The organism is Leucobacter sp. VD1, from assembly GCF_037150695.1.
Classification (GTDB): Bacteria; Actinomycetota; Actinomycetes; order Actinomycetales; family Microbacteriaceae; genus Leucobacter.
In genome coordinates this window covers 23,389-48,902 of record NZ_JBBCPO010000002.1, presented here as the reverse complement: position 1 = coordinate 48,902, position 25,514 = coordinate 23,389, and the positions used below count along the sequence as shown (strand labels likewise).

The 25,514-nt window shown below is 67.9% G+C and carries 22 protein-coding genes; 18 read left to right on the top strand and 4 right to left on the bottom strand.

What is annotated here, in order from left to right:
* Positions 1 to 65: 65 nt before the first annotated feature.
* Genes nagB through WFL22_RS05610 form a run of 3 tightly spaced genes read left to right on the top strand, consistent with a single transcriptional unit; the run spans position 66 to position 3,411 of the window.
* A complete protein-coding gene (gene nagB, locus WFL22_RS05620) occupies positions 66 to 857 on the top strand; it encodes a glucosamine-6-phosphate deaminase (protein ID WP_336991834.1) in 792 nt (263 codons plus the stop codon).
* The gene (nagA, locus tag WFL22_RS05615) at positions 854 to 2,149 is read left to right on the top strand and encodes an N-acetylglucosamine-6-phosphate deacetylase (RefSeq protein ID WP_336991833.1); all 1,296 of its coding nucleotides are present in this window, start codon (positions 854 to 856) and stop codon (positions 2,147 to 2,149) included. Before nagB ends, nagA begins: the two co-directional genes overlap by 4 nt.
* 47 nt (positions 2,150 to 2,196) lie before the next feature.
* Positions 2,197 to 3,411 carry an NADP-dependent isocitrate dehydrogenase gene (locus WFL22_RS05610; protein WP_336992383.1) on the top strand — a complete coding sequence of 405 codons (1,215 nt, stop codon included), beginning with the start codon at positions 2,197 to 2,199 and terminating at the stop codon, positions 3,409 to 3,411.
* 104 nt (positions 3,412 to 3,515) lie between these two features.
* Here WFL22_RS05610 and WFL22_RS05605 read toward each other — a convergent pair whose 3' ends face one another.
* On the bottom strand, positions 3,516 to 4,544 hold the full coding sequence (locus tag WFL22_RS05605; RefSeq protein WP_336652833.1) for a LacI family DNA-binding transcriptional regulator: 1,029 nt from the start codon (positions 4,542 to 4,544) through the stop codon (positions 3,516 to 3,518).
* A 165-nt stretch (positions 4,545 to 4,709) separates the two neighbouring features.
* On the opposite strand from WFL22_RS05605, the gene WFL22_RS05600 reads away from it, so the two are divergent.
* The 6 genes from WFL22_RS05600 to WFL22_RS05575 all read left to right on the top strand — a co-directional run bounded on the left by WFL22_RS05600 (position 4,710) and on the right by WFL22_RS05575 (position 11,187).
* Positions 4,710 to 6,392 carry an ABC transporter substrate-binding protein gene (locus WFL22_RS05600; RefSeq protein ID WP_336652832.1) on the top strand — a complete coding sequence of 561 codons (1,683 nt, stop codon included), beginning with the start codon at positions 4,710 to 4,712 and terminating at the stop codon, positions 6,390 to 6,392.
* Positions 6,393 to 6,421: 29 nt separating this feature from the next.
* Entirely contained in the window at positions 6,422 to 7,369 is a 948-nt protein-coding gene (locus tag WFL22_RS05595) for an ABC transporter permease (RefSeq protein WP_336652831.1), read from the top strand.
* Positions 7,366 to 8,301 carry an ABC transporter permease gene (locus WFL22_RS05590; protein ID WP_336652830.1) on the top strand — a complete coding sequence of 312 codons (936 nt, stop codon included), beginning with the start codon at positions 7,366 to 7,368 and terminating at the stop codon, positions 8,299 to 8,301. Before WFL22_RS05595 ends, WFL22_RS05590 begins: the two co-directional genes overlap by 4 nt.
* The gene (locus tag WFL22_RS05585; protein ID WP_336991831.1) at positions 8,301 to 9,164 is read left to right on the top strand and encodes an ABC transporter ATP-binding protein; all 864 of its coding nucleotides are present in this window, start codon (positions 8,301 to 8,303) and stop codon (positions 9,162 to 9,164) included. The genes WFL22_RS05590 and WFL22_RS05585 overlap by 1 nt, the downstream gene beginning before the upstream one ends.
* The gene (locus WFL22_RS05580; protein ID WP_336991830.1) at positions 9,161 to 9,991 is read left to right on the top strand and encodes an ABC transporter ATP-binding protein; all 831 of its coding nucleotides are present in this window, start codon (positions 9,161 to 9,163) and stop codon (positions 9,989 to 9,991) included. The genes WFL22_RS05585 and WFL22_RS05580 overlap by 4 nt, the downstream gene beginning before the upstream one ends.
* Before the next feature lie 131 nt (positions 9,992 to 10,122).
* On the top strand, positions 10,123 to 11,187 hold the full coding sequence (locus WFL22_RS05575) for a C45 family peptidase (protein WP_336652827.1): 1,065 nt from the start codon (positions 10,123 to 10,125) through the stop codon (positions 11,185 to 11,187).
* 227 nt (positions 11,188 to 11,414) lie between these two features.
* Here the strand turns inward: WFL22_RS05575 and WFL22_RS05570 are convergent, their stop codons facing one another.
* On the bottom strand, positions 11,415 to 12,521 hold the full coding sequence (locus WFL22_RS05570) for an LLM class flavin-dependent oxidoreductase (RefSeq protein WP_442918961.1): 1,107 nt from the start codon (positions 12,519 to 12,521) through the stop codon (positions 11,415 to 11,417).
* A gap of 134 nt (positions 12,522 to 12,655) precedes the next feature.
* Entirely contained in the window at positions 12,656 to 13,021 is a 366-nt protein-coding gene (locus tag WFL22_RS05565; protein WP_336991827.1) for a DUF2568 domain-containing protein, read from the bottom strand.
* Positions 13,022 to 13,189: 168 nt separating this feature from the next.
* Between WFL22_RS05565 and WFL22_RS05560 the strand changes: the two genes are divergently transcribed.
* The 7 genes from WFL22_RS05560 to WFL22_RS05530 all read left to right on the top strand — a co-directional run bounded on the left by WFL22_RS05560 (position 13,190) and on the right by WFL22_RS05530 (position 22,957).
* Positions 13,190 to 14,413 carry an amidohydrolase family protein gene (locus tag WFL22_RS05560; protein WP_336991826.1) on the top strand — a complete coding sequence of 408 codons (1,224 nt, stop codon included), beginning with the start codon at positions 13,190 to 13,192 and terminating at the stop codon, positions 14,411 to 14,413.
* Between the two features lie 181 nt (positions 14,414 to 14,594).
* On the top strand, positions 14,595 to 16,181 hold the full coding sequence (locus WFL22_RS05555; protein ID WP_336991824.1) for an ABC transporter substrate-binding protein: 1,587 nt from the start codon (positions 14,595 to 14,597) through the stop codon (positions 16,179 to 16,181).
* A gap of 114 nt (positions 16,182 to 16,295) precedes the next feature.
* Positions 16,296 to 17,303 carry an ABC transporter permease gene (locus WFL22_RS05550; protein WP_336991823.1) on the top strand — a complete coding sequence of 336 codons (1,008 nt, stop codon included), beginning with the start codon at positions 16,296 to 16,298 and terminating at the stop codon, positions 17,301 to 17,303.
* Positions 17,300 to 19,867 carry an ATP-binding cassette domain-containing protein gene (locus WFL22_RS05545; RefSeq protein WP_336991822.1) on the top strand — a complete coding sequence of 856 codons (2,568 nt, stop codon included), beginning with the start codon at positions 17,300 to 17,302 and terminating at the stop codon, positions 19,865 to 19,867. The genes WFL22_RS05550 and WFL22_RS05545 overlap by 4 nt, the downstream gene beginning before the upstream one ends.
* Positions 19,868 to 20,018: 151 nt before the next feature.
* Positions 20,019 to 20,585 (top strand): hypothetical protein, encoded by a 567-nt coding sequence (locus WFL22_RS05540; RefSeq protein WP_336652820.1) that lies wholly within the window; start codon positions 20,019 to 20,021, stop codon positions 20,583 to 20,585.
* Between the two features lie 40 nt (positions 20,586 to 20,625).
* Positions 20,626 to 22,329, top strand: coding sequence for an SPFH domain-containing protein (locus tag WFL22_RS05535; RefSeq protein ID WP_336991821.1), 1,704 nt, complete (start codon positions 20,626 to 20,628; stop codon positions 22,327 to 22,329).
* A 4-nt stretch (positions 22,330 to 22,333) separates the two neighbouring features.
* Positions 22,334 to 22,957: a PH domain-containing protein gene (locus WFL22_RS05530; protein WP_336652818.1), complete on the top strand. Its 624-nt coding sequence runs from the start codon at positions 22,334 to 22,336 to the stop codon at positions 22,955 to 22,957.
* 78 nt (positions 22,958 to 23,035) lie between these two features.
* Here the strand turns inward: WFL22_RS05530 and WFL22_RS05525 are convergent, their stop codons facing one another.
* On the bottom strand, positions 23,036 to 23,590 hold the full coding sequence (locus WFL22_RS05525; RefSeq protein WP_336653094.1) for a YqaJ viral recombinase family protein: 555 nt from the start codon (positions 23,588 to 23,590) through the stop codon (positions 23,036 to 23,038).
* Between the two features lie 352 nt (positions 23,591 to 23,942).
* On the opposite strand from WFL22_RS05525, the gene WFL22_RS05520 reads away from it, so the two are divergent.
* Complete coding sequence (locus tag WFL22_RS05520) at positions 23,943 to 24,665, top strand: response regulator transcription factor (protein ID WP_336652817.1); 723 nt, start codon at positions 23,943 to 23,945, stop codon at positions 24,663 to 24,665.
* Between the two features lie 309 nt (positions 24,666 to 24,974).
* Positions 24,975 to 25,484, top strand: a complete 510-nt coding sequence (gene rplJ / locus WFL22_RS05515) for a 50S ribosomal protein L10 (RefSeq protein WP_336652816.1) — start codon at positions 24,975 to 24,977, stop codon at positions 25,482 to 25,484.
* The last annotated feature ends 30 nt before the right edge of the window (positions 25,485 to 25,514 follow it).

Genomic DNA, 25,514 nt, shown 5'->3' with positions numbered 1-25,514 from the left:
TGCGGCGGGAAGGTCTCCGGTTCGCCGCCGAGGCCAACGCACACCGAACCCGCCAAGGAGGCCCCGTGCAGATCGCCATCGTCGCCGACGCCGCAGCCGTCGCCGAGTACGCCGCCGAGAGGATTGCCGGGGTGATCCGCGCCCGTGCTGAATCCGCCGCACCAGCCGTGCTCGGCGTCGCCACAGGCTCCTCTCCGCTGGGCACCTACGCCGTGCTCGCCGCCCGGGTGCGCGCCGGGCAGCTCGACGTCACAGGCGTGAGCGCCTTCGCGCTCGACGAATACGTCGGCCTCGACCCGGCGCACCCCGAGAGCTACCGTTCGGTGATCCGCCGCACCGTGACCGAGCCGCTCGGCCTCGACCCCGAGCGGGTGCATGTGCCCGATGGGGCCGCCGCCGATCTCGAAGCGGCCTGCGCGCGCTACGAACGGCTGATCCGCGAGGCCGGCGGCGTCGACCTGCAACTGCTCGGCGTCGGCGCCAACGGCCACATCGGTTTCAACGAGCCCACCTCCTCCTTCGCGTCGCGCACCCGCGTCAAGACGCTCGCACCGCAGACCCGGGCTGACAACGCGAGGTTCTTCGATGCGCCCGACAGCGTGCCGGTGCACTGCGTGACGCAGGGGCTCGGCACGATTCTCGAGGCGCGGCAGCTGCTGCTCGTGGCGCAGGGCGAGGGCAAGGCCGAGGCTGTGGCGCAGATGATCGAGGGGCCGCTCGCGAGTGTGTGCCCCGCGAGCGCGCTGCAGCTGCACCCCGACGCCGTCGTGGTGATCGACCAGGCAGCGGCCTCGCAGCTGCGCTTCTCCGACTACTACGAATACGTGCAGGATCAGCTGCCCGAGGGCTCGGCGTGACGAGCGCGCTGTCGGGCACAGGCCTCATCGCTGCTGGCACGCTGGTGACGGCAGCGGCTGTGCACGCGCCGGGCTGGGTGGCGTTCGAGCGCGGCACGATCACGGCGGTCGGCGGCGGCCGCCCGCCTGCGCCCGTCGATCGTGATTTCGGTGACGCTGTGATCGTGCCTGGCTTCGTCGATGTGCATGTGCACGGTGGCGGCGGATCCGGCTACACCGAGGGCTCAGCGCATCTCGCGCGGCGCGCGCGGGCTGCGCATCTCGCGCACGGCACGACGACGAGCCTTGCGAGCCTGGTCACCGACACCCCTGAACGAATGCTCGCCGGGGTGCGGATGCTCGCCGGGCTGGTCGCTGCTGGGGTGCTGCGCGGAATTCACCTGGAGGGCCCGTGGCTGAGCCCGGAGCGCGCCGGAGCGCACGATCAGGCGCTGCTGCGCGCGCCCGATCCTGCGGAGATCGACGCGCTGCTGCGGGCGGGTTCGCTCGCCGGGCAGCTGGCGGATCCGCACGCTGATCAGGGCGCGGGTCGAGCAGCGAAGCCGCGGCCCGAGGCGGTGGCGGGCGGCGGAGCCGGATCCGCACCCCGCAATGCGATTGCGATGGTGACCATCGCACCTGAACTGCCCGGCGCGATCGAGGCTATTGAGCGCTTCGTGCGCGCAGGAGTCGTGGTCGCCATCGGGCACACCGACGCCGACTACGCCTGCGTGACGCGCGCGATCGGCGCCGGCGCCACGGTGGCCACCCACCTCTTCAACGCGATGCGCCCGCTGCGCCACCGTGAGCCAGGGCCTGTGCTCGCGCTGCTCCAGGATCAGCGGGTCACCGTCGAGCTGATCGCCGACGGCACCCACCTGCACCCGGCGCTTGCGCGGTGGGCGGCCGCGCAGGGCGGCGCGGCGATGCTCGTCACCGACGCGATGGGTGCCGCCGCGTGCGGAGACGGCGCCTACCGTTTGGGGGCGCTCGATGTGGAGGTGACGGGCGGCGTTGCGCGCGTGGCGGGAAGCGACACGATCGCAGGGAGCACCGCCACGATGGATAGGCTGTTGCGCGACTGGGTTGAGGGCGCGGCCGCCGACCGTGACGATGCACTGCGGGAGGCGGCGCGGCTGACGGCCGTGAACCCGGCGCTGGCGATGGGCTGGGATGACGTGGGAGATCTTGCCGTCGGGCGGCGCATGGACGCCGTGGTGCTCGACCGCGATCTGCGCGTCACCGAGGTGATTCATGGCGGACGGGAGGCCGATTTATCTCGATGTCGAGATATCCCAGCCGCGCTCGGGTAGGATAGGCGGCGGCTTCATACAGATGGAATACGAGAGTGGGAGAAGCGTTGGCGAAGATCAAGGTTGAAGGTACGGTCGTCGAGCTCGACGGCGACGAGATGACGCGCATCATCTGGCAGTTCATCAAGGACCGCCTGATCCACCCCTACCTCGACGTCACGCTCGAATACTACGACCTCGGCATGGAGCACCGCGACGCCACCGACGACCAGGTCACCATCGACGCCGCGCACGCGATCCAGAAGCACGGCGTCGGCGTGAAGTGCGCCACCATCACCCCCGACGAGGCCCGCGTCGAGGAGTTCGGCCTGAAGAAGATGTGGCGCTCGCCCAATGGCACGATCCGCAATATTCTCGGCGGTGTCGTCTTCCGCGAGCCGATCATCATCTCGAACATACCCCGCCTCGTGCCGGGCTGGAACAAGCCGATCATCATCGGCCGCCACGCCCACGGTGACCAGTACAAGGCGACCGACTTCAAGGCCGGCCCCGGCAAGGTCACCATCACCTTCGAGCCCGCCGACGGCTCCGAGGCGCAGAAGTTCGACGTGGTCACCCTGCCCGAGGGCGGCGGCGTGATCCAGGGCCAGTACAACTTCAACGATTCGATCCGCGACTTCGCGCGCGCCTCGTTCAAGTACGGCCTGTCGCGCGACTACCCCGTCTACCTTTCGACGAAGAACACCATCCTGAAGGCCTACGACGGCCAGTTCAAGGACATCTTCCAGGAGGTCTTCGACGCCGAGTTCAAGGCCGAGTTCGACGCGCGCGGCCTCACTTACGAGCACCGCCTCATCGACGACATGGTCGCCTCGGCCATGAAGTGGGAGGGCGGCTACGTCTGGGCCTGCAAGAACTACGACGGCGATGTGCAGTCGGATACCGTGGCCCAGGGCTTCGGCTCGCTCGGCCTGATGACCTCCGTGCTCATGACGCCCGACGGCAAGACCGTCGAGGCCGAGGCTGCGCACGGCACCGTGACCCGTCACTACCGCCAGCACCAGCAGGGCAAGCCCACCTCGACGAACCCGATCGCCTCTATCTTCGCCTGGACGCGCGGTCTCGCGCACCGCGGCAAGCTCGACGAGAACCAGGAGCTGATCGAGTTCTCGCACACCCTCGAGGATGTCGTCATCAAGACCGTCGAGTCGGGCAAGATGACCAAGGATCTCGCGCTGCTCGTCGGCCCGGATCAGGCCTACCTCACCACCGAGGAGTTCCTCGCGGCGATCGACGAGAACCTGCAGCAGCGACTCGCCTGATCTGTAGCCTCGCGGTTCGCGAAGGGGGTTGGCGCTGCGGCGCCGGCCCCCTTTTGCGTGTGTGGTGGAGCTCGCGCCCCTTGCGCTCGGCTGCGCGAGGTGCGTTAGCGGCTGGTGGACTCGCGAATGTCGAGGGTTGCGGCGGGCACGGCGACCGGCGACGCGACGGGGCGGCCCTCGACGAGCGCGACGGCGATTTCGACGGCGAGTTGCGCGGTCTCCTCGGGGTGCAGGTCGAGTGTGGTGACCGTGGGCTTCGAGGTGCGGTTCTGCATCGCGCCGGATCCTGCGGCGACGAGCAGATCCTCTGGCACACGAATGCCACGGCGGATCGCGGCCTCGGTGACGCCGGCCGCGTGCCGGCCCGTGAGGCAGAAGATCCCGTCGGGGTGTTCGGCGGGGTCGCCCGAGAAGAAGGCGTCGATGACGGTGTCGCCGACGCGCTCGCCCTCGGCCTCCGGCAGGGAGATGACGAGCGGGCGCTGCCCGCGTTCGCGGCTCCACTCGGCGAGGGTGCGCTGGGAGCCGAGGTTCCAGTCGTTGAGGTCGGTTCCTGTGACGAGTGCGATGCGCTGCGCGCCGGCTTCGGCGAGGTGCGACAGGATGAGCCTGGCCTGGAGTTCGGCACCCTCGTCGATTTCGGGGAACATGCCGCGGCGCGCGGGGTCTGCGCCGACGGTGACGAAGGGAATGCGCTGCTCGGAGAGCATGGTGAGCACGGGGTCGTTCTCGAAGGGTTCCGTCACGATGTAGGCGTCGGCGGCGAGAGCGCTGGGGGGCACTCCGGGGCGCGTTGGATCGTCGATGAGCATCATGCTGTAGCCGTGCTCCATGGCGCTGAGCGAGGCGGCGCCCGCGATGCGAAGGAAGTAGTCGACGCCCTCGGGCAGGAAGGTGTCAAGGCTGTGGAAAGGCCTGATCACGAGGGCGAGCAGCCCGAGCCGTGAGCTCTGCAGGCCGCGTGCGATGGCGCTCGGTCGGTAGCCGATTTCGGAGGCGATGCGCTCAATGCGCTCTGCGGTTTCTTGGCGCACCACCCCTTTGCCGTTGAGGGCGTGCGAGACGGTGGTGGGGGAGACGCCGGCGGCCCGCGCCACGTCTTTGATTGTCGGTCTGCCATTGCTGCGCTGCACCTCGTCAGGATAGCCGCAGGGTGGTGGTGCGTGGGGTACCGAACCTGGGCAGAAGGCCAGTTCCGTTATCGAAACGTTGCACCCAAAACGTTTTTCACAAATCGTTTTGGGTGTTACGATCCTCCTGGGTCTTCGTCCAGCGCAGTGCCGGACCAAGAGGATTCAATGACGAAACTTCGAATGGAGAACAACGTGACTCTCGCAAAGACACGGGCGGCCATCGCCCTGCTTGCCATCACGGGCCTGGCACTCGCCGGCTGCGCCTCGGGAAGCCGTGGCGGAGGGGAGAGCGGCGGTGCCGCTGCCGACCTCGAGCTGCTGCAGACCACCCCCGCCCCCAAGGGTGAAGCCGACAAGGTCACCTGGAACTCGACCTACGGCGAGCTCGCCAGCCTCGATCCCGCCAAGGCCTTCAACTACTCCGAGAACACCGTGGTGGCGAACCTCTGCGAGCCGCTCTTCCAGATGCAGCCCGACTTCTCGGTCAAGCCCAACCTCGCGACGGGCGCCGAGACCACGGACGGCCTCAGCTGGAAGATCGGCATTCGCGACGATGTCACCTTCTGGGACGGCACCCCGATGACCGTCGAAGACGTCGTCTACTCGCTCAAGCGTCACAACGACCCCGCAGAGGGTAGCTTCTGGACCGGCGGCGTCACCGCGAACATCGCCGATGTCGTCAAGAGCGGCGACTCCGAGATCACCGTCAAGCTGAACACCCCCGACCAGCTGCTGCCCTCGTCCTTCTCGACCGTGCTCGGCGTTGTCGTGCAGGAGAAGCAGCGCAAGGCCGCCGGCGAGAACTACGGCAACCCCGACACCGGCGTCATGTGCACCGGCCCGTTCCAGTACACGGTAGGCAACTGGAAGCAGGGCCAGTCGATCACCCTCGATCGTTACGACGGCTACTGGAACGCCGACAAGAAGGCCAAGGCCAAGCAGATCGACATCAGCTTCGTCGTCGACCCCACCGCCATCTCGACCGCGCTCGCAGCCGGTGAGATCCAGGGCTCCTACGACGTGCCGCTGCCCGCCCTGAGTGAACTCGCCGACAGCTCCACGGGCAACCTCTACTTCGGTGAGGGCATGCAGATCATGGCGATCATCTCGACCGGCAACGGTCTCTTCGGTGATCCCGATGTGCGCCGCGCCATCACCCGCGCCACCGACCGCCAGGCCATCGCCGACACCGTCTACGAGGGCACCGGCACGCCGTCGCGCTCCGTGGTGCCGCAGGCTCCCTGGAACGCCATCGAGGGTGTCGCCGAACTGCGCGACAAGGAACTGCCCGACCTGAGCTTCGACATCGAAGCCGCTAAGGCCGACCTCAAGAAGAGCGACGTCGACCTCTCGCAGCCCATCAAGATCGCCTACCCGAGCGAGCGCAGCTTCTACGCCGACATCCTCAACGAGATGGCCAACGGCGCCAAGGAGCTCGGCATCACCTTCGAGCCCGTCGGTGTGCCCAGCGCCCAGTTCGGCCAGTTCTTCTCAGATCCCGCCGCCCGTGAGGGCTACGACGGCTTCGTGACCACGAACTACATGAGCGCACCCGATCCGCTGCTGCACCTCGTCAGCGTTGCGAAGACCGGCAGTGACCAGAACTACTCGGGCTTCTCCGACCCCGCAGTCGACGCGGCCCTCGACGCCGCGCTGGCCGAGGCCGACCCGCAGAAGCGCGCCGAACTCACCGTCAAGGCCGAGGCGCTCATCATGGACCAGCAGCCCTGGGTTCCCATCAACGACCTCAGCGTCCGCATGTACATGAACGAAGCCGTCACCGGCGCTCCCGCCTCGTTCGTCTACCTCTACTACCCGTGGGCCGCTGACCTCGGCTCCGCCGAGTAATCGGTGACCGTAGCAGGAAGGGATCGTCAATGATCTACGTGCTGAAACGGATCGGAGCGCTCATCGCAGTGCTCGTCGTGTCCAGCTTCATCGTGTTCTCGGGCATGTACCTCGCGCCGGGCAGTCCGGAGCAGTTCCTCGTACAGGGACGCACCGTCAGCCCGGAGGTACTCGCCGCGATTCGCGCCCAGTACGGTCTCGACGACCCCTTCCTGCTGCGCTACTGGCACTGGCTCATCGATGTGCTGCAGGGAGACCTCGGCCGTTCGCTGCTCACGCAGCAGGACGTCTCGACCCTCGTCATGTCGCGCCTGCCAACCACGCTGTTCCTTGCGGCCTTCGCCGCGATCCTCATCATCGTCTTCGGTGTGGGCCTCGGCGTGCTCGCCGCCACCCGATCGGGCGTCTTCGAAAAGCTCGTGGTGTTCGGCTCGAACCTCGGCTTCGCAGTTCCCACATTCTTCGCCGCGCTGATCCTCATGGCGATCTTCGGCTCGAACCTCGGATGGTTCCCGGTCTCGGGATCCGGTGAGGGATTCACCGACAGACTCTGGCACCTCACCCTGCCAGCGCTCGCGCTGGCCTTCCCAGGCATCTCCGTCGTGGCACGCATCACGCGCACCGCAGTGCGCGAGGAGCAGGGCTCCGAGCACGTCATCATGGCAATCGCGCGCGGTGTGCCCAAACAGTTCGTGCTCTGGCGCCACACGATCCGCAACTCCATGCTGCCGGTATCGACGGTGCTCGGCACCCAGATTGCGGGCCTGCTCGCCAGCGCCTTCGTGATCGAGTACGCCTTCACCCTCGACGGCATCGGTTCGCTGCTCGTCAACTCCGTGCAGAAGAAAGACTTCGCGGTGGTGCAAGCGATCGCCCTCATCATGGTGCTGGCCTTCGGCCTCATCAACCTCATCGTCGACCTGCTCTATGCAGTGATCGACCCCCGTGTCCGGCTGAGCAAGGGAGCGGCACGATGACTCAGCAGAAGTTCACGCGCAAACCGTCAACCAACACCACCTCGCAGGACACCGTTGCGGTGCAGCTGCTCCGCAAGCACCGCAACGACGTGCCCGTCAGTGGCTGGCGCGTCCTCGCGAAACGTCTCGGCCCCATCGGCATCGTGTGCCTCGGGATCATTGTGCTCGTCGTGCTCATGGCAGTGCTCGCGCCCATCGTCGCACCCTACGACCCCTACGAGGGCAGCGTCACCTCCCGTCACGAGGCCTGGAGCCTCGCGCACCTGATGGGCACCGACCAGTCAGGCCGCGACATCTTCTCCCGCATCATCTGGGGTGCGCGTACCAGCCTCATCGGGCCGCTCATCGTGATCGTGGTCACGGCGGTGCTCGCGACGACGCTCGCGCTCACCGCGGTCTGGTTCGGCGGCAAGGTTGACGCCTTCATCAGCCGGATCCTCGATATCCTGTTCGCGTTCCCCAACATGCTGCTCGCGATCCTCGCCGTCGCGATCTTCGGGCCGTCGCTGCTCACCGCATCGATCGCGCTCGCCATCGGCTTCACGCCCTACTCGGCGCGCGTCATCCGCTCCGTCGCGCTGCGGGAGCGCAACCTGCCCTACGTCTCCTCGGCGCAGCTGCAGGGCATCTCGGGCTTCGTGATCACCGTGCGCCACATCCTGCCGAATGTGCGCACGCAGATTCTGACAGGCATGACGATCAACTTCGGCTACGCCATGATCGAGCTCGCGGCGCTGTCCTTCCTCGGCCTCGGCGTGCAGCCGCCCACCCCCGATTGGGGCCTCATGGTCTCGAACGGTCAGGCGTCGCTGCAGCAGGGCTACTGGGAGCAGAGCATCTTCGCCGGTCTCGCCATCGTGATCACCGTTGCCGCCTTCGGCTACGTCGGCGAACAGCTCGGCGGTCGCCGCGCCTCAGGAAGGACCCGCTGATGCTGCATATCGAGAACCTCGTCCTCACCGTCACCGATCCCGAGACCGGGGCCGAGACTGAAATCCTCCACGGCAACTCCTTCGCGCTCGCGCAGGGTGAGGCCCTTGGCCTCGTCGGCGAGTCGGGATCCGGTAAATCGATGACGCTCAAGTGCATCCTCGGTATCGAACCCTCAGGGGCTCGGGTCGAGGGGCGGATCGAGCTCGACGGCACCGATCTGCTCGCTTCGAGCGGGGAGCCGCTGCGGAAGATCCGTGCGAACGATCTCGCGCTCATCGCGCAGAACCCGCACGGCGCACTCAACCCGGTGCTGCCCGTCGGCCGCTTCCTCATCGAGGGCATGAGCGACGCCCGCAACATGAGCAAAGCAGACGCGCAGGCGCGCGCTGCCGAGCTGCTGCGCCAGGTGGGCATCACCGACACCGAGCGGGTGCTCCACTCCTACCCGCACCAGCTGTCTGGCGGCATGCTGCAGCGTGTGGTGATCGCCGGTGCGATTTCCGGATCGCCGAAACTGCTGCTCGCCGACGAGCCGACCACGGCCCTCGATGTCACCACCCAGGCCGAAGTCGTTGCGATCCTCGATGAGATGCGCCGCGAACACGGCCTGTCGATGATCTTCGTCACCCACGATCTCGACCTCGCCGCCGCGGTCTGCGACAGGCTCGCGGTGATGAAAGACGGCGAGATCCTCGAGATCGGCACCCCGGAAGACATCCGGGATCACCCCAAAACCGAGTACACCCGTGCGCTCATGGCCGCGCGGCCCCTGCTCTACCCTGCCGGCCACCCCGTGCCCGAAGCGGGAACGCGCGCCGCGGGCGTCGAGAGCAGCGACAACGCAGAGGAGGCAGGCGCATGAGCGGGCAGCCCATCATCGAGGTCGCGCACCTCAAGCGCACCTTCCACCTGAGCCGTAAGGCCAGCGTGGCCGCGCTCGACGACGTCTCCTGCGAGCTGCGAGCAGGCACCTGCCTCGCCGTTGTGGGGGAGTCGGGCTCTGGCAAGTCGACGCTCGCCCGCGTGGTCGTCGGCCTCGAATCAGCTGATTCAGGCACGGTGAGGATCGCTGGCCACGATGTGAAGCCCACCACTGCGAGGCGCGCCCTGCGCGAGCGGGCGAAGCTCGTGCAGATGGTGTTCCAGGATCCGCAGGGCTCGCTCAACCGCTCGCTGCCGGTGTCGGCGACCATCGACGAGATGCTGCGCGCGCATCGCCCCGACCTCGACAAGGCGGGCCGCCGCGCCCGTGTGCTCGAACTCTTCACCGAGGTCGGCCTCACCGAACGCCACGCCGACGCCAAGCCGGCCGCGCTCTCGGGCGGCCAGAAGCAGCGCGTCGCGATCGCCCGGGCGCTCGCAGCCGAGCCCGAGATCATCGTGCTCGACGAAGCAGTGTCGGCGCTCGACGTGTCGGTGCAGGCGCAGGTGCTCGACCTGCTCAAGAAGCTGCGCGCCGAGCATGGCCTGTCGTATCTCTTCATCACGCACGACCTCTCGGTGGTGCGCGACATCGCCGACGACGTCGTGGTGATGCGCAAGGGCCGCATCATCGAGCGGGGCACCGTCGACGCCGTGCTCGACAGCCCGCAGCAGCCTTACACTCAGCTGCTCATCGCCTCCGCACCCCGCCCCGGATGGCATCCGCAGCGCGGCCTCCGCGAGGCGCTGCTCACCGACGAGGCCTGAGCCTCGTGACAATCCGGGCCCGGATCCGATAGCCGAGATATCGGGTCCGGGCCGCGGGCGTGCGGTCTCCGATTCTGATCCTGATCCGCACCCGCCCGCCCCGACCCCGCACTCACCCAGAAGGAATCCCAATGACCACCAGACCCGAACGCCTGCACATCGATGTTTCCGGCGCCACCCCGCGTGAGCTGGGGCTGAGCCGGGGTGCCGCGCTGCGGGCCACCCTGCCGGCCGCATACGCCAAGTACGCCGAGCTGTTCCGCCTGCTGGGCGTGAGCGAGGAGCTGGAGCGCGAGGGCACCGAACGCGTCATCGCCGCGCTGCAGCCGTGGCGGCCGGCGCTGCTCGAGGAGTTCGCGGGCATTGCCGAGGGTGCCGGGGTCGACGTCGCCCAGGTGATCGCGCTGAACGCGCGCACCGAGATCATCGCCCTCGGTGGGGCGGCGAGCAGCGAATGCTCGACGCTCACCGCGCAGATTGGCGGGCACCGACTCGGTGTGCAGACCTGGGACTGGCACATCGAGCTGGAGCCGTTCTGGCACACGCACTCCGTCATCGGCCCCGGCCTGCGCTATGCCGGTCTCACCGAGCAGGGCATCCTGTCGAAGATCGGCGTTAACGAGGCCGGGCTTGCGCTGCACTTCAACATCCTCGGGCACCGCCAGGACGGCCCCGATGGGGTGCCCATGCATGTGCTTTCGAGCGTGGTGCTGTCGGAGTGCCGTTCCGTGGACGAGGCGATCGCGTTGATCCGCGAGGCACCGATCGCTTCGTCGTCGGCGTTCACGATGCTCGATGCGCAGCGGGCGGTGTCTGTCGAAATGAGCCCGGCTGGGGTCTTCGTGATCGAGGAGCAGGCTGGATCGGTGCAGCGCACCAATCACTTCCAGCACGGCACCCCGCTCGCCGAGCAGAAGTCGGAGCTGTTCGAGCCCGACTCCTCAGCGCGCCTGGTGCTGGTGCGCGAGCGCCTCGCCGCGGGCGTTCCCGCGGCCACCGACGAGATGGTGCGCGTGCTGCTCAGCGGCGAAGGGGAGCCTCCGCTCACCTGCCATGCTGACATGTCGAAGGGCTACGGGGAACGCTGGGCCACTCTCGCAACCGTGCTCACCGACCCCGATGCGCGCACGATCCGCATCCTCGACGGCATGCCCACCGACGCCGAAACAGGCACCTGGCGCACGCTCGTCGCGTAGCGCTGTGCTTTTCAGCCGGGCCGCCTGCGTCCCACGTCCCGCACCGATCGACGTTCCAGCACCCCGTTTCACGGGAAACAGGTGCTGGAACGTCGATCGGTGCGTGTAGGGATGTGCGGGTGGACACGGCGGGTCGGGCGGATCGGGCGGATCGGGTGGATCGGGCGGGCGGCCGTGCCAGGCGGGCAGGCCGTGATCGGGGCGTCGCGGCGATCCGCAACCGCAGTTCAGGACGCGAGCAGTTCTCGCACCCGGGGAATCACCCGCTTGGCGTAGAGCTCGATGCTGGCGCAGAGCTGCTCGTGCGGCATCGTGCCGTTGGCGTACTTCAGATCGAAGCGGTCGGCGCCGAGCAGGCGCACCGTGCTCGCGATCCGCTGCGCCACAGTCTCGGGTGAGCCGACATAGAGCGAGCCCGTGTCGGCCTCGTGCTCGAACTCTGCGCGCGAGGTGCGCGGCCAGCCGCGCTCGGCGCCGATGCGGTTGCGGTTTGCCTCAAAGTGCGGCCAGAGCTGGTCGCGGGCTTCGGCGTCGCTTTCGGCGATGTGGCCTGGTGAGTGCACACCGAGCGGCATGGGATCCCGCCCCAGCTCATCCTGGGCCTGCCGGTAGAGCTGCGCGAACGGCGCGAAGCGGGCCGGATCGCCGCCGATGATCGCGAGCATCATCGGGATACCCGTCTGCACGGAGCGCAGCACGGATTGCGGGCTGCCGCCGACGCCGATCCACGAGCGCACCCCGTGCGGCTGCTCGGTCTTGGGGAACACCTCCTGCTCCACCAGCGGGCTGCGGTGCTGACCCGACCAGGTCACGGCGCCTTCTTCGCGCAACCGCGAGAACAAGTCGAGCTTCTCGCTAAACAGCGCATCGTAGTCTTCGAGCCGGTAACCGAACAGCGGGAAGGACTCGGTGAAGGAGCCGCGGCCCAGGATCACCTCGGCGCGACCGCTGCTCACCGCGTCGAGCGTCGCGAAGCGCTCGTACACTCGCACCGGATCGTCGCTCGACAGCACCGTCACCCCGGTGCCGAGCAAGATTCGCTCGGTGCGGCCGGCGATGGCCGCGAGCGCGATTTCGGGGCTGCTCAGCGCGAAGTCGTCGCGGTGGTGCTCGCCGAGGGTGATCGCATCGACGCCGAGGCGGTCGGCGAGCACGGCCTGCTCGACCACGTCGCGGATCACCTGCGCGTGATGCGCGGGGGAGCCGTCTGAGCTGCGGGTGACATCGCCGAAGGTGTCGAGACCGAGGACGAGCTGCTGGGCGTTGGCCCCGACGACCGCGCGTAGCGGGGCGGGGGCGGAGCCAGTCGAATGGGTGCTGTGAGCCATGCCCATTGCAACGGCGCCGTATGGGGTTGTATTCCTCGGCTACGGCAGGCTTGCGGGGGTGTGCTGGGTTGCTGATTTCTGAGCGGGGGGCTCAGCCCGGTGATCAGATCACCATTGGGTGGCCGGCTTGGCTGATCCGCTCAGGCCTTGCGGCTCGATGCGACGTAGCCAACCACGGCACCGGCGACGCCGTAGAGCGCCGGGATGACCCAGAACACACCGAGCGCAAGCAGCGCGGCGACTGCTGCCGCGAGGAGCAGCAGCTCGAAGAGGGCCTGCGCGAAGCGGTCGGTGCGCAGCACGGGGCGCGGTGACAGGAACAGCGCCCACAGCAGCACCGAGAGTGCGAGGAACGCGAAGCCGGTGAGGAGCCCGGGGAACGGCAGCGGCCAGGCGACGAAGCCCCACACGGTCACCGAGGCGACGGCGACGAGGTGGAAGAGCGCGCGCACGAGTTGCAGAATCGTGGTGGCACGGGTGGGCTGGGCATCGGAGGTGCTGGTCACCGCACCATTCTATTCGACCGGTGGCGTGCGTCGGGCCGGTGCGCTGGAAACCGAGGAGCCAGCTCGGGGGAGGCGCGGCGGGTGGCCCGGCGGCCGAGCGGTTGTCGGAGCGCAGAGTGCTAGATTGCTGCTGCGATCGCGGGCCGGATGCGGCAGGACGGAGTGGGCGTGAGCGGGGTAGCAGAGCCAGTTGCGCACGAGGGCAGGGCATTGCGCGGCGTGCGCGTCCTCGATGAGCGGGGCGGCTTCACCGCTCCGGGCCGTGTTTCGTGGGCATCGGGTGCGTTCGCGCTCGGCGGGCCGGAGCGCGCGAGCGACGATGCTCCGGCGACGTGGGGTGCGGATGAGCTCTGGTTGATTCCGGGTCTGGTCGATGCTCACCTGCACGCGGCCTGGCACGCCTTCGATGCCGCCGATCGCGAGCTCCTGGGCGAAGCGCAGACCATTGCCGCCACGGAGCGGGCGCTTGCTCGCACGCTTGCAGCGGGTGTGACGAGCATTCGCGACGCCGGTGGCCTCGACCCTCTGATGCTGCGCGCGATGACGCGTGCTGCGCGGCCGCGGGTGCAGGTGTCGGTCAGCATCATCGACAGGGCGTTCGCCGATGCGTGCGGCGGGCTCGACAGAGCTGTCGAATCGGTGCTCGAGAGAGGTGCCAGCTGGGTGAAACTGTACGGCACCGCAGGGATCGGCTCCCCGGCGGGCGCCGGTCTCGATGCGACGTTCTCCGCCGTCGAGCTGCGCGACGCCGTGCATCGCGCTGAGCGTGTCGGTGCGGGGGTGATGGTGCACGCGTGGGGCGGTGCCGCGATCGATGATGCGATCGAGGCGGGTGCCCTGAGCATCGAGCACGGTCTGTTCTTGACGGCGGATCAGGCCGCTCGGGCTGCCGAGCGCGATATGACCCTGGTGCCAACGCTGCGCATCTACCATCTCGTGCAGCGCATGATCGACGCGGGCGCGCTGCCCGCGAGCCTGCGGGCGCGGGTTGACGAGGCTATCGGCGCGCACCCTGGCGCGGTGCTGAGGGCGCGCGACGCTGGGCTGCGCGTCGCGCTCGGCACCGACTACGGCACTCCTGAGCAGCATGGCAGCAACGGGCGCGAGGTCGATGCTCTGGTCGAAGCTGGGCTTTCGCCCGGTGAGGCGCTGCTGGCCGCAACGCGCTCGGGTGCGGAGTTGCTGGCGCGGGTTGCGGGGTGTGCGGGTGATGTCGGTGCGGTGGCGGATCGCGGTGCGCTCGCGGGGCGGATCGTCGATGGCGCGGTGGCTGACGGCGTGCTCCTGCGCCGAGATCCGCGGCTGCCCGGGGCGCTGAGCGATCCGCAATCCATCGCTGCGGTGCTGCTCGAAGGCCGTCCCATCGATCCGGCGGAGTTGCGGGAGATCTGAGGGTTCGGGCTGTGCGCAGAGTCTGCTCTGGGCGGGTTCGCCGACCGGGTCACGCGGAAGAAACACGTGGTTCTGCCGGGCACAGGCAAAGTGGTCCATTGATCTGGCTTCGGTTAGCGTATGTGCATAGACCACGTCGGGTGTGCCAGCGCCCGATCCCGAACCGCACCCGGAGGACCCCGTGCCCAGAAAGCCCCACACCGCGTCGCGCAGTCGCCTTGCGCTCGCGACAGCCTCGCTCGCCGCAGCAGCCCTGCTGCTCAGCGCCTGCGCAGGCGGCGCGAGCCCCCAGACCGCGGGCGACACCGCCACTCCCGTCGCGGGCGGCACGCTCACCTTCGGCAGGGTCGCCGCGGTGAACAACCTCGACCTGAACCAGCAGATCACCGCCAACAACGCCTTCGCGATCGACAAGATCTTCGAACCACTCGTCGCCTTCGACGAGCACGGCAAGATCGGCCCCTGGCTCGCGGAGTACGAAGAGAGCGACAACGGCCTCGTCTACACCTTCACCCTGCGCGACGGGCTGCGGTTCTCGAACGGCACCGAGGTTACCCCCGCCGACGTCGTCTTCTCGCTCAACCGCCACCTCGAAGTGGGCGGCCCGCTGCCGCTGACCGCCCCCATTGCGAGCATCGAGGCCACTGGCGACCGCGAGGTCACCATTACCCTTACCGCCCCGTACACGCCGTTCCTGTCCGAGCTTTCGGGCTTCTCGAACGGCATCTTCCCCGCCGATTTCGGCGGTGTCAGCGAAGAGGAGTTCTTCAAGAACCCCGTCGGCACCGGCCCATTCGTGGTCGACAAGTGGGATCCGAACGGCGATCTGTCGTTCGTCAAGAACACGCACTACTGGCAGGAGGGCAAGCCCTACCTCGACGGGCTCGTCTACAAGGTCGTCGCCGACGACACCCAGCTGCGCCAGCAGCTCGCAGCCGGCCAGGTCGACGCGATCGATACCGTTCCGGCAGCCAATGCCGCCGAGGTCGACGCAGCAGCCGACACCGTGCTCTCGAAAACCGACGGATGGTCGACTGAACAGGTCTTCTTCAACACGCAGCGCGAGCAGTTCGCCGATCCGCATGTGCGGCGCGCCATCGCCCACGCCCTCGACCGCCCGGGCATCACCTCCGCCACCACCTTCGGCACGGCCGAGGTCGCGAACGCACTGCTGCCGCCCACCATCACCTACTCGGCCAACGACACCGTGAAGGCCCTTGACTTCGACGTCGCCGCCGCGAAGGCCGAACTTGCGAAGTCGGCCTACCCTGACGGGTTCAAGACGACGCTGCTCATCGCGAGCGGCAACTCGCAGCGGGCGCAGATCGCGCAGATCGTGCAGGAGTCGCTCAGCAAGATCGGCATTGACGTCGAGATCGAGCAGCTCGATATCGCAGTCTTCCGCGAGCGCTTCTTCGCCTACGACTACGACTTCATGCTCAACAGCGGCCAGTCTGACGCCCCCGACCCAAACGGGTTCATCACCTTCCAAGCCGACCCGGAGGGCTTCAGCAAGTCGTACTGGACGCACTACACGAACGACAAGGTCACCACGCTCATGGAGGAGGGGCGCACCACGCCTCCCGGCGACGAGCGCAAAGCGATCTATGCCGAGATCCAGCAGATCCTCGCCGACGATGTGCCCTATATTCCGCTGTTCTTCCCCTCGAACCTGAAGGCGACCACCGGCGATGTACACGGCTTCACCGTGCTGCCGAACTCGAGCGTGCGCTTCCAGGATGCCTGGCTGAGCGGCGGCGGGAAGTAGCGCGACAGTCCTGAGGGCCTGATCCTTGCATGAACGTCGCGGCCCGCGGCCTCGCACACAGCGGGGCCGCGGGCTGCGACGTTCGATGTCGGAGGTCGTGAGTAGGGTGAGACCGTGAAGAACGACAGGCTGCGACGAGCGCTGCGGGCGGTGGGGCGGATCACCGCGCGCATTGTGCCGGTCATGCTCGGCGTGGTGGTGGCCGTCTTCTTCCTGCTGCGCCTCGTGCCCGGCGACCCGGCCGCCATGATCCTGGGCGAGCGTGCTACTCCCGAGTCCGTCGCACAGCTGCGCGCCCGGCTCGGCCTCGACCAGCCGCTCTGGCACCAGTTCACCGATTTTCTCGTACAGGTAGTAACCCGCTTCGACACAGGCGACTCCCTCGTCACGGCGGTGCCGACTCGCGAACTCATCCTCGCTCGCGCACCCGTGAGTCTGGGCATCGTGGTCTTCGCTGTGGCGCTCGCGGTGATCATCGCGGTGCCGCTCGCGCTCGCCGCAGCGCTGCGCCGAGACGGCTGGGTCGATCACCTGGTGCGCGTGCTGCCAGCGGTGGGTATGGGCATGCCGCTCTTCTGGATCGGTCTGCTGCTCATTATCGTGTTCGGAGTGCAGCTGCGGTGGTTCCCCGTCGGCGGGGTCGGATCGGGGCCGGGGGAGCCGCTGCGCAGTCTGTTCCTGCCGTCGCTCGCGGTTGCACTCGGCATGGCGCCGCCGCTGATCCGCTCGCTTCGCGCCCAACTGCTCGAGGTGCTCTCAGCCGACTTCGTCACCACCCTGCGCGCCGCGCAGGTGCCCGAGCGCCGCATCCTGTGGTGCCACGTCGTGCGCGGTGCGGCGCTGCCCACGCTCACCCTGCTGAGCGTCAACACTGCGTACCTGATCGGCGGCACCCTTGTTGTTGAGAAAGTGTTCGGCATCGACGGCCTCGGCACGCTGCTGTTCCAGTCGATCGGCAGTCGCGACTTCCCGGTAGTGCAGGGCGTCGCCCTGTACTGCGCGGTGCTCGTGGTGCTCGTCACCACGCTGTCAGGCGTGCTCGCAGCCCTGCTCGATCCGCGTCTGCGCGTGAGCGATGCAGCTGAACCGGCGCGGCCGACTGCCGAGGGGGTTGCGCGATGAACACCCTGGGTCGCCTCCGCCGTTCGCCGGCGTTCGTCGCCGGTGCGACGCTGCTCACGCTGATCCTGCTCGCTGCGCTGCTGGCTCCCGTGCTCGCCCCTTACCCGCCGAACGCGCAGAACCTCACCGGCGGGCTGCTGCCGCCCTCGCCCGAGCACTGGTTCGGCACTGATCAGCTGGGGCGCGACGTGCTCTCCCGTATGCTCTTCGCAGCCCAGACCGACCTGCGCATCTCGGTGCTCGCAGCGGTGGCACCCTTCGTGATCGGGGTGACGGTTGGCCTCATCACCGGATACTTCGGAGGCGCTGTCGACTGGGTGGGCTCCCGCGTGATCGACACTGTGATCGCCTTCCCCTTCTACGTGATCATCATCGCGATCGTCTTCGCGGTGGGAGCCGGCGAGGGCGGCATCATCGTGGCCTTCGCGCTTGTGGGGTGGGTGGGCTACGCGCGGGTGCTTCGTGCGATGACCGCCTCGCTGCGGGAGTCCGGCTGGGTGCGCGCGGCCCGCGGCGGTGGGCTGTCGCACGCGCGAGTGCTGCTGCGGCATCTGCTGCCGAACGTGCTGCCGCAGGCGATCGTGCTGCTCGCCACCGAGATCGTGCTCATCATGGTGGCGATCGTCACCCTCGGCTATCTCGGGCTCGGCATCCAGCCGCCCACGCCCGACTGGGGCACCATGATCTCCGATGGCCAAGCCTTCATCACCACGCACTGGTGGCTTTCGGCGCTGCCAGGTCTCGCTGTCGTAGTGACCGGGGTGTCGCTCTCGTTGATCGGCGACGGAGTCGGAGACGCGCTGCGTGTGGGCGCCGGCCGACGTGGCCGGTCAGGCCGGACAGGTCGCTCGGGCCGCGTGAGCCGAGATCGAGGGAACGCGAGCGGCGGTTTCGCCCGCGTGGCCAAGCCACTCGCGTCGCCTCAGCGGTCGAGCGCGGGGTCTGGGGGTTCTGGTTCTGGTTCTGGTTCTGGATCTGGATCTGGCTCTGGGGCTGCAGGTGCCGCGCTGCGCGCGGGCGAGGTGCGCGTGCGGGGTTTGCGTGTCGCAGCAGAGGCTTCGGGCGCAGAGACCGGCCCTGCGCTCGTCGAGGGGCTCTCATTCGAGGTGCAGCCGGGCGAGGCCGTCGGTATCGTGGGGGAGTCGGGCTCTGGAAAAACGCTCACGCTTCGCGCGTTGCTCGGCATGATGCCCGTCGGCACACGCATCGCAGCGGGTGAGGCGAGCGCCGGCGGGCCGGTGCGCATGGTCTTCCAAGATCCGCTGACAGCGCTCGACCCGCTCACACGTGTCGGCGTGCAGCTGCGAGAGGCCGTCGAGGCCGCCCACGACGGCACACGTTCCGACGCCCTGCGCCGGGTGCACGAGCTGCTGGAACAGGTGCGCCTTCCTCACACAGAGCGGATCGCGCGCGCCTATCCGCACCAGCTCTCGGGCGGGCAGCGGCAGCGCGTGGTGATCGCGATGGCCCTTGCCGGCGACCCGGCCCTGCTGCTCTGCGACGAACCCACCACCGCGCTCGATGTGACCGTGCAGCGCAGCGTGCTCGAACTGCTCGACGAACTGCGCCGCAGCCGCGGTATCACCCTGGTGTTCGTAAGCCACGATCTCGCCGTCGTCTCGTCGCTGTGCGACCGCGTCATCGTGATGCGCGGCGGGCGAGCGGTGGAATCGGGCGATACCGCGCAGATCGTGCAGTCCCCCCGCGCGCCCTATACCCGCGCGCTGCTCGATGCGGTGCCCGCACTGCCGCAGCTCGCATCAGACTCGCGCTCCGGTCTCGCGGCAGAGCCGCCGAAGCGCGCCTCCGAGCAGTCGCCCGTGCTCGAGGTGCGCAGCGCGCGGGTGGCCTACGGCCGCACGATCGCCGTCGACGGCGTCTCCTTGGCCGTGCCAGCCGGAGGAGCACTGGGCATCGTAGGGGAGTCGGGATCCGGCAAAACCACGCTCGCCCGCGCCATTGCCGGCCAGCTGCCGCTCATCGCTGGTGAGATCCTGCTCGACGGGCAGCAGCAGCCGACGAGCCGCGACCAAGCCTCGCGTCGGGCGGTGCAATTAGTGCCGCAAGACCCATACTCCTCGCTCGATCCGCGCATGACCGTCGGGCAGACACTCGGTGAGCTGCTGCGGGCGCACCGAATCGCGACGCGCGCTGCAGTGCAGGCCAGCATCGCCGCGCTGCTCGAATCGGTGCGGCTCGACCCCGCCCTTGCGCGCTGCTACCCTCATGAGCTTTCGGGTGGGCAGCGCCAGCGAGTTGCGATCGCCCGCGCACTTGCGGTCGAACCGCGGGTGATCGTCGCCGACGAGCCCACGAGCGCGCTCGACGTGTCGGTGCAGGCGAGCGTGGTGGAGCTGCTGCGTGAACTGCGAAATACCACCGGGGTGGCGCTCCTGCTCGTGTCGCACGATCTGGCCGTGGTGCATGAGCTGTGCGAAGAGGTGCTGGTGATGCGCGAAGGCGAGACCGTCGAAGTCGGAGGGTCGACATTCTTCACCGAGCCCCGCAGCACCTACGGCAGGCAGCTGCTCGCAGCGGTGCCGCGATTGAGTCGCCAGGCCTGACCGCGGCGGCAGCGAGCCCCGCGGCGACACCGCGCCGCTATCCGCTATCCGCCCGCCGCCGCTGCGTCTGCCCGGCGGTGACGATGTCCGAGGCCCTTGATACGCTGCCAGTACCGGATCGCTCGAGAGGGGGCCCTCGATGGATGGCATCATGACCTGGTTCGAGCGGCTGCTCGACGGCTCGCTGATGGCGGGCGGCGTCTTCCTCATCATCGGCGTCATCGGAGGGGTGCTGCTGCTCGTCTCCCTGGTGCTCGACGGCATCTTCGACGCGTTCGACTTCGGCGACGGCCCGCTCAGCCTCACCACCATCGCGGCGTTCACCGCGATCTTCGGCTTCACGGCCTTCGCGAGCGTCGGCGCAGGCATGGCCACACCGGTCGCGGCAGTGATCGGCTCACTGGCGGGGGCGGTGGGCGGTGCGGCCGCTTGGTGGCTGTCGCGCATGATCCGCGGCGCCGAGTCGAGCACTGCGGTGAGCGGCAGCGACCTCGTCGGATCCGAGGGGGCGGTCGTGCTCGCGATCCCTGAAGGCGGGCTCGGCGAGGTCGCCATCACCCGCCACGGCGAGCGGATCTCGCTCGCCGCCTCGGCCGACACCGCGATCCCGCGTGGCGCGGCGGTGCGGGTTACGCAAACCGTCACCTCGACTTCGGTGCGCGTCGAGCCGGTCTCGGTGCCGCCCACCCCGGATGCTGCGCCAGGCGCCTCCGGTTAGACCCTGCAGCAGACCCCAAGACTCAATGAACGGAGACTGAATGTTGCTCGCAAGCCCGGCGATCATCGGCATCTTTGGCGCGGTCATCGCGCTGGTGCTGGTGGCACTCGTCATCATCAAGCGGTACCGCATCGCAAAACCTGACGAGGCGATCATCGTCACCGGCGGCAAAGGCAAGGAAGTTGTCGATGCCTCGGGGCAGCGGTCGCGCGATCTATCCGGGCAGAAGGTGGTCACCGGTGGCGGCGTGTTCGTCGTGCCCTTCGTGCAGAAGTCGTTCACCATCTCCCTGCGCTCCCGACGCCTGTCGATCACCACCGAGGCGCAGACCACAGACGGCATCACGATCCAGGCGCAGGCCGTTGCCGTGGTGAAGGTGGGAGGCACCCAGGAGATGATCCGCGCCGCCGCCCAGCGATTCCTGTCGAACTCCGACGAGATCGATGAGTCGACACAGGAGGTGCTGTCGGGTTCGCTGCGTTCGATTATCGGCGGGCTCACCGTGCTGCAGATCATCAGAGATCGCGCCGTTGTCGCCCAGAGCGTGCTCGAAGCCGCCGAGGAAGCGCTCACGAAGCAGGGCCTCGTGGTCGACACGCTGCAGATCCAGGAGATTCGCGACGGTGCCGACTACATCACGAACATCGGTCGCCCCGAGGCGGCAAAGGTGCGCCAGGCGGCCGATATCGCTGAGACGAATGCGTATCAGGCGTCGCAGGAGGCGAAGATCGCGGCCGAGAAAGTACTGCTCGATCGCAATCGCGAGCTGAAACTGCGCCAGGCCGAAATCCAGGCCGAGACGGACAGGGCCACCGCGCAGGCGGCGGCCGCCGAGCCGTTGGAGCAGGCGATTCAGCAGCAGGCCATTGTTGAGCAGCAGCAGATCACGGCGCAGAAGGGCGTGGCGCTGCGCACCGAGCAGCTGAACGCCGATGTGCGCGCCGTCGCCGAGGCCGAGGCCTACCGAGTCGAGGCGCTGGCGAAGGCTGAAGCGGCGGCCGCGGTGTCGGCCGCCGAGGGGCGCGCAAAGGCCGTGGAGCGCGAGGGCCTTGCGAACCGTGCCGCGCGTATCGCTGCGTCGGAGGCACTGGAGGCCGAGGGCCGGGCCGAGGCTTCGGCGCTCGAAGCGAAGGGCACGGCAGAGGCCGCCGCGATCGATGCTCGAGCCCGCGCGCTCGAGACGCAGTCGCAGGCCGTGTTGGCACAGGAGCTCATCCACTTGCTGCCGGAGATCGCGGGAGAGTACGCGCAGGCAATCGGCGCGATCGACAACATGACCGTCGTATCTGCCGATGGCTCGGCCAAGGTCACCGGCGACGCGATGGGCAACATCAAGGGCATGCTCGAGATGGCTCGTGAGACCGTGGGCATCGACCTGGTGGGCATGCTCAACGGTGCGATCACCGGCGGCGCTGCGGGTGCGGCGGCTGGCCGTGCCTCGCAGGGGCAGGCGGATCACGCCCGCATTGATCGCGCTCGGGCTGCTGTCGCGACGCCCGGAGAGGCTCGGTACGGTACCGGTGACTCCGATGCTGGCACAGGGGCGAATACTGGCGCGGCCGAGCAGATTGCCGTCGCCGCGCAGGATCTCGCCGCGACCGCTGCGCAGACTGCCGCCGAAGTTGCTGAGGCCGCAGAGTCCGTGACGGGTGCCGCAGGCGCGGCCGCCCAGCGCGCTGGCGGCACTGCCGCGACCGGTCTCGACGGATTCGGCGTTGCACCTCAGCAGAACCCGGCAGAATAGGGGCATGCCCTCCCGAGTACCCCGTTCGGTCACTGCCGAGGTCGAGTCGGTGCTCGGCCCGGCTCCGGTGAGCTATGCACAGCCGGAGGTCGTCGTGCTCCGCTTCCGTCGCCACGGGCGCCATCTCGTGTTGCCGGTGCTCGCGCTGCTCGTGATCGCCGCAGCTGCCGGGTACTGGGTGGGAGCCCTCCCCGCCGCGTGGATGAACCTCGCGGCGGGTGCCGGCGCCGTTCTCCTGGCCCTGCTGCTCGGAATCCTGCCAGTGCTCGCATGGCTCGCGCACCGCACCACCGTGACGACCCGCCGTGTGATTCTGCGCCGAGGGCTCTTCTCGCGGCACCGCAGCGAGGTGTCCCTCGGGCGAGTGCGCGAAGTGCGCTCACGGCGGGGGCTGTTGCAACGGATGCGAGGCGCGGGAGACATCGAGCTGTTGCACGGCAGTGAAAGCCTCAGACTGGTCGACGTGCCTGGCAGTGAGCGGGTCGCCGATGCGCTGCAAGACCTGATGGCGCGCAACTACGAGCACGCGACCCGGGTGGAGCAGCGACTCGCGAACCTCCCGGCAGCACAGCCGAAGGGAGACACTTCCGTGCACCCGGAGCAGGCCGGGCCGGTCTCGTTCTGGTGATCCGCCCCCGCTGACATCAGCAGCGGCCACCAGCTACCGCAGGCTCCTATCGCAGCGGCTCGTCTGCTCGCCGCACCTTCAACTGGTGCGGGTGATGAGCACGTCGATCAACTGGCCGGCGAGCCCGACGAGCTGCTCGATCTCGCTTTCGTCGCGATCCACCCAGCGGCACTCGGGATCACCGACGGGCACGAAATTCTCGTGCCGTTCCCACACCACCAGTGTGCGCTCGGCACCGAGCACATACTGCTGCCACCAGACCTGGCGCAGGTAGTTGCGGGGGATCGAGCGCCACTGCTTGTTGGTGGTCTTGATCTCGGCGAGTTCGATGATGCCGTTCTCTCGCAGTACGAGCCCGTCGGGGGTAGCGAGGTGGCGCAGGTCGGTCTCAGCGTGAAAAAGGGCCTGGCTCGGCGAGATGAGATGCTCGCGCAGCACCCAGGAGGCAATCTCAGGTTCCCGGGCCTTGCCGTGCGCCGTGTAGGCGTTGCCGGTGAACCTGCTGCCGTGCAGTTTCTCGTGAGCCGCGGCCTCGATCGAACGCGGGCTGGTCAGCTTCGCCACATCGGTCGCGGTGATGCCGCGCGCGCGTGCTCGCATCCACGCCATGCGATCAGTGCCGTCGGTGACCATCCGGTTCAGGTAGGAGGGCTGTTGCTCGGTCACCACCCCAGTCTTCCACGTCTCGGCGGCGGCTTCGACACGGCTCGCGAAGGCACCTGAAAGGCACCTGCTGTCGCGCAAAGTGGCAAAATGCGGCAGGTTCTTTCGCGCGAAGCGGAAAATTCGCTGACAATCCATCGAGAGAAGGCGCTCATCATCGTTTGTTGGATGCGCTGCAGGAAAGGAAAGCACTAGGCTCGTGAAGACAAGTTCCCCAGGCGCTCATATGGACTCAGGCGTCCGGGGGGAGATAACGATCTGGTGCGCTTCGGCGTTGACTTCTCTCAGCGCGAGACGTGCCGGGTGAGGGGCACTCAGAACTATGGAATCTCAAATATTGAAGCGCGCCGATGGTGGGAAGGTGCGCGCCCTCGTCGTAGATGACGAGGAATCGATCACGCAGCTCGTCGCAATGGCGCTGCGATATGAAGGGTGGGATGTCGAAACTGCTGCCAATGGGGAAGAGGCACTGCAGAAGATTCGCTCATTCGATCCTGATGTCGCTGTTTTCGACATCATGCTGCCCGACTTCGACGGGATGCAGTTGCTGTCGCGGGTCCGCTCCGACGGGCACATGTTCCCGGTGCTGTTCCTGACAGCGCTCGACTCGGTCGAGGATCGCGTCAACGGCCTGACCGCGGGCGGCGACGACTACGTGGTGAAGCCGTTCAGCTTGGAAGAGCTGATTGCGCGGCTGCGCGGTCTCGTGCGGCGTTCGCAGGTGGCACTTGCCCAGGAGCCTGACCCGGTGCTGCGTGTGGGGGATCTCACGCTCAACGAGGACAGCTACGAGGTGGAGCGGGCTGGGGAGCCCATTGCGGTCACCAACACCGAGTTCGAGCTGCTGCGCTACCTGATGCGCAACCCCAACCGCGTGCTGTCGAAGGCGCAGATCCTCGATCGTGTGTGGGCCTACGACTTCAACGGCAAGTCAACGGTGGTCGAGCTCTACATTTCGTACCTGCGCAAGAAGGTTGATGCGGGCCGCGCCCCGATGGTGCACACCGTGCGCGGCGCAGGCTACATGCTGAAGCCCGCCGCCTGAGCCGACCAAGGCATTCAGCTGACAGATGCGATCCGCTCCTGGAGGAGGAGCGGATCGCATTTGTGTGTGTGGTGTGGTAGGGTTCTCTACGGCCACAGACCGTCGGTAGGGTTCGTCAGAATCCCGTAACGTTCGCGTAAGCGAAGACCTGCGCAGGTACGAACTCCTTGAGAGTGGGATCCCGATCCCAATTCTTCACAGAAGCTCCGTGCGTGCGCGCCGGAGCTTTTCTTGTTTTCAGGGGAGCATCCGAGCGGCACGGCCCCCGAGCGGCATCCGCTGCACGGGTACGACAAGCTAGGGAGCGCCATGGCTACGAAGGACGCTACGGTTGCCGATCTTCAGCAGAAGTTTGAAGAGTCGACCGCCGTTCTGCTGACTGAGTACCGCGGTCTCACGGTTGCCCAGCTGCGGGATCTCCGCAACAGCATCCGCGAGCACGCGACGTACGCTGTGGCGAAGAACACGCTGACCAAGATTGCGGCCAACAACGCCGGGATCACCGCTTTCGATGACGAGCTCGCCGGTCCTTCGGCTCTCGCCTTCGTGCACGGTGACACCGTTGCGGTCGCCAAGGCTCTGCGTGACTTCGCCAAGGCACACCCTCTTTTGGTGGTGAAGGCGGGCTACTTCGATGGCAACGCCCTGACCGCCGCTGAGGTAGGCAAGCTTGCCGATCTCGAGAGCCGCGAGGTGCTGCTGGCCAAGGCCGCCGGCGCCATGCAGGCTGCTCTGGTCGGTGCGGCACAGCTGTTCAACGCTCTGCCCGCCAAGGCCGCACGCGGCTTCGGCGCGCTGCAGGAGAAGCAGGACGCGTAAGGATCGGCATACGCCGTTTCGCTACACAAA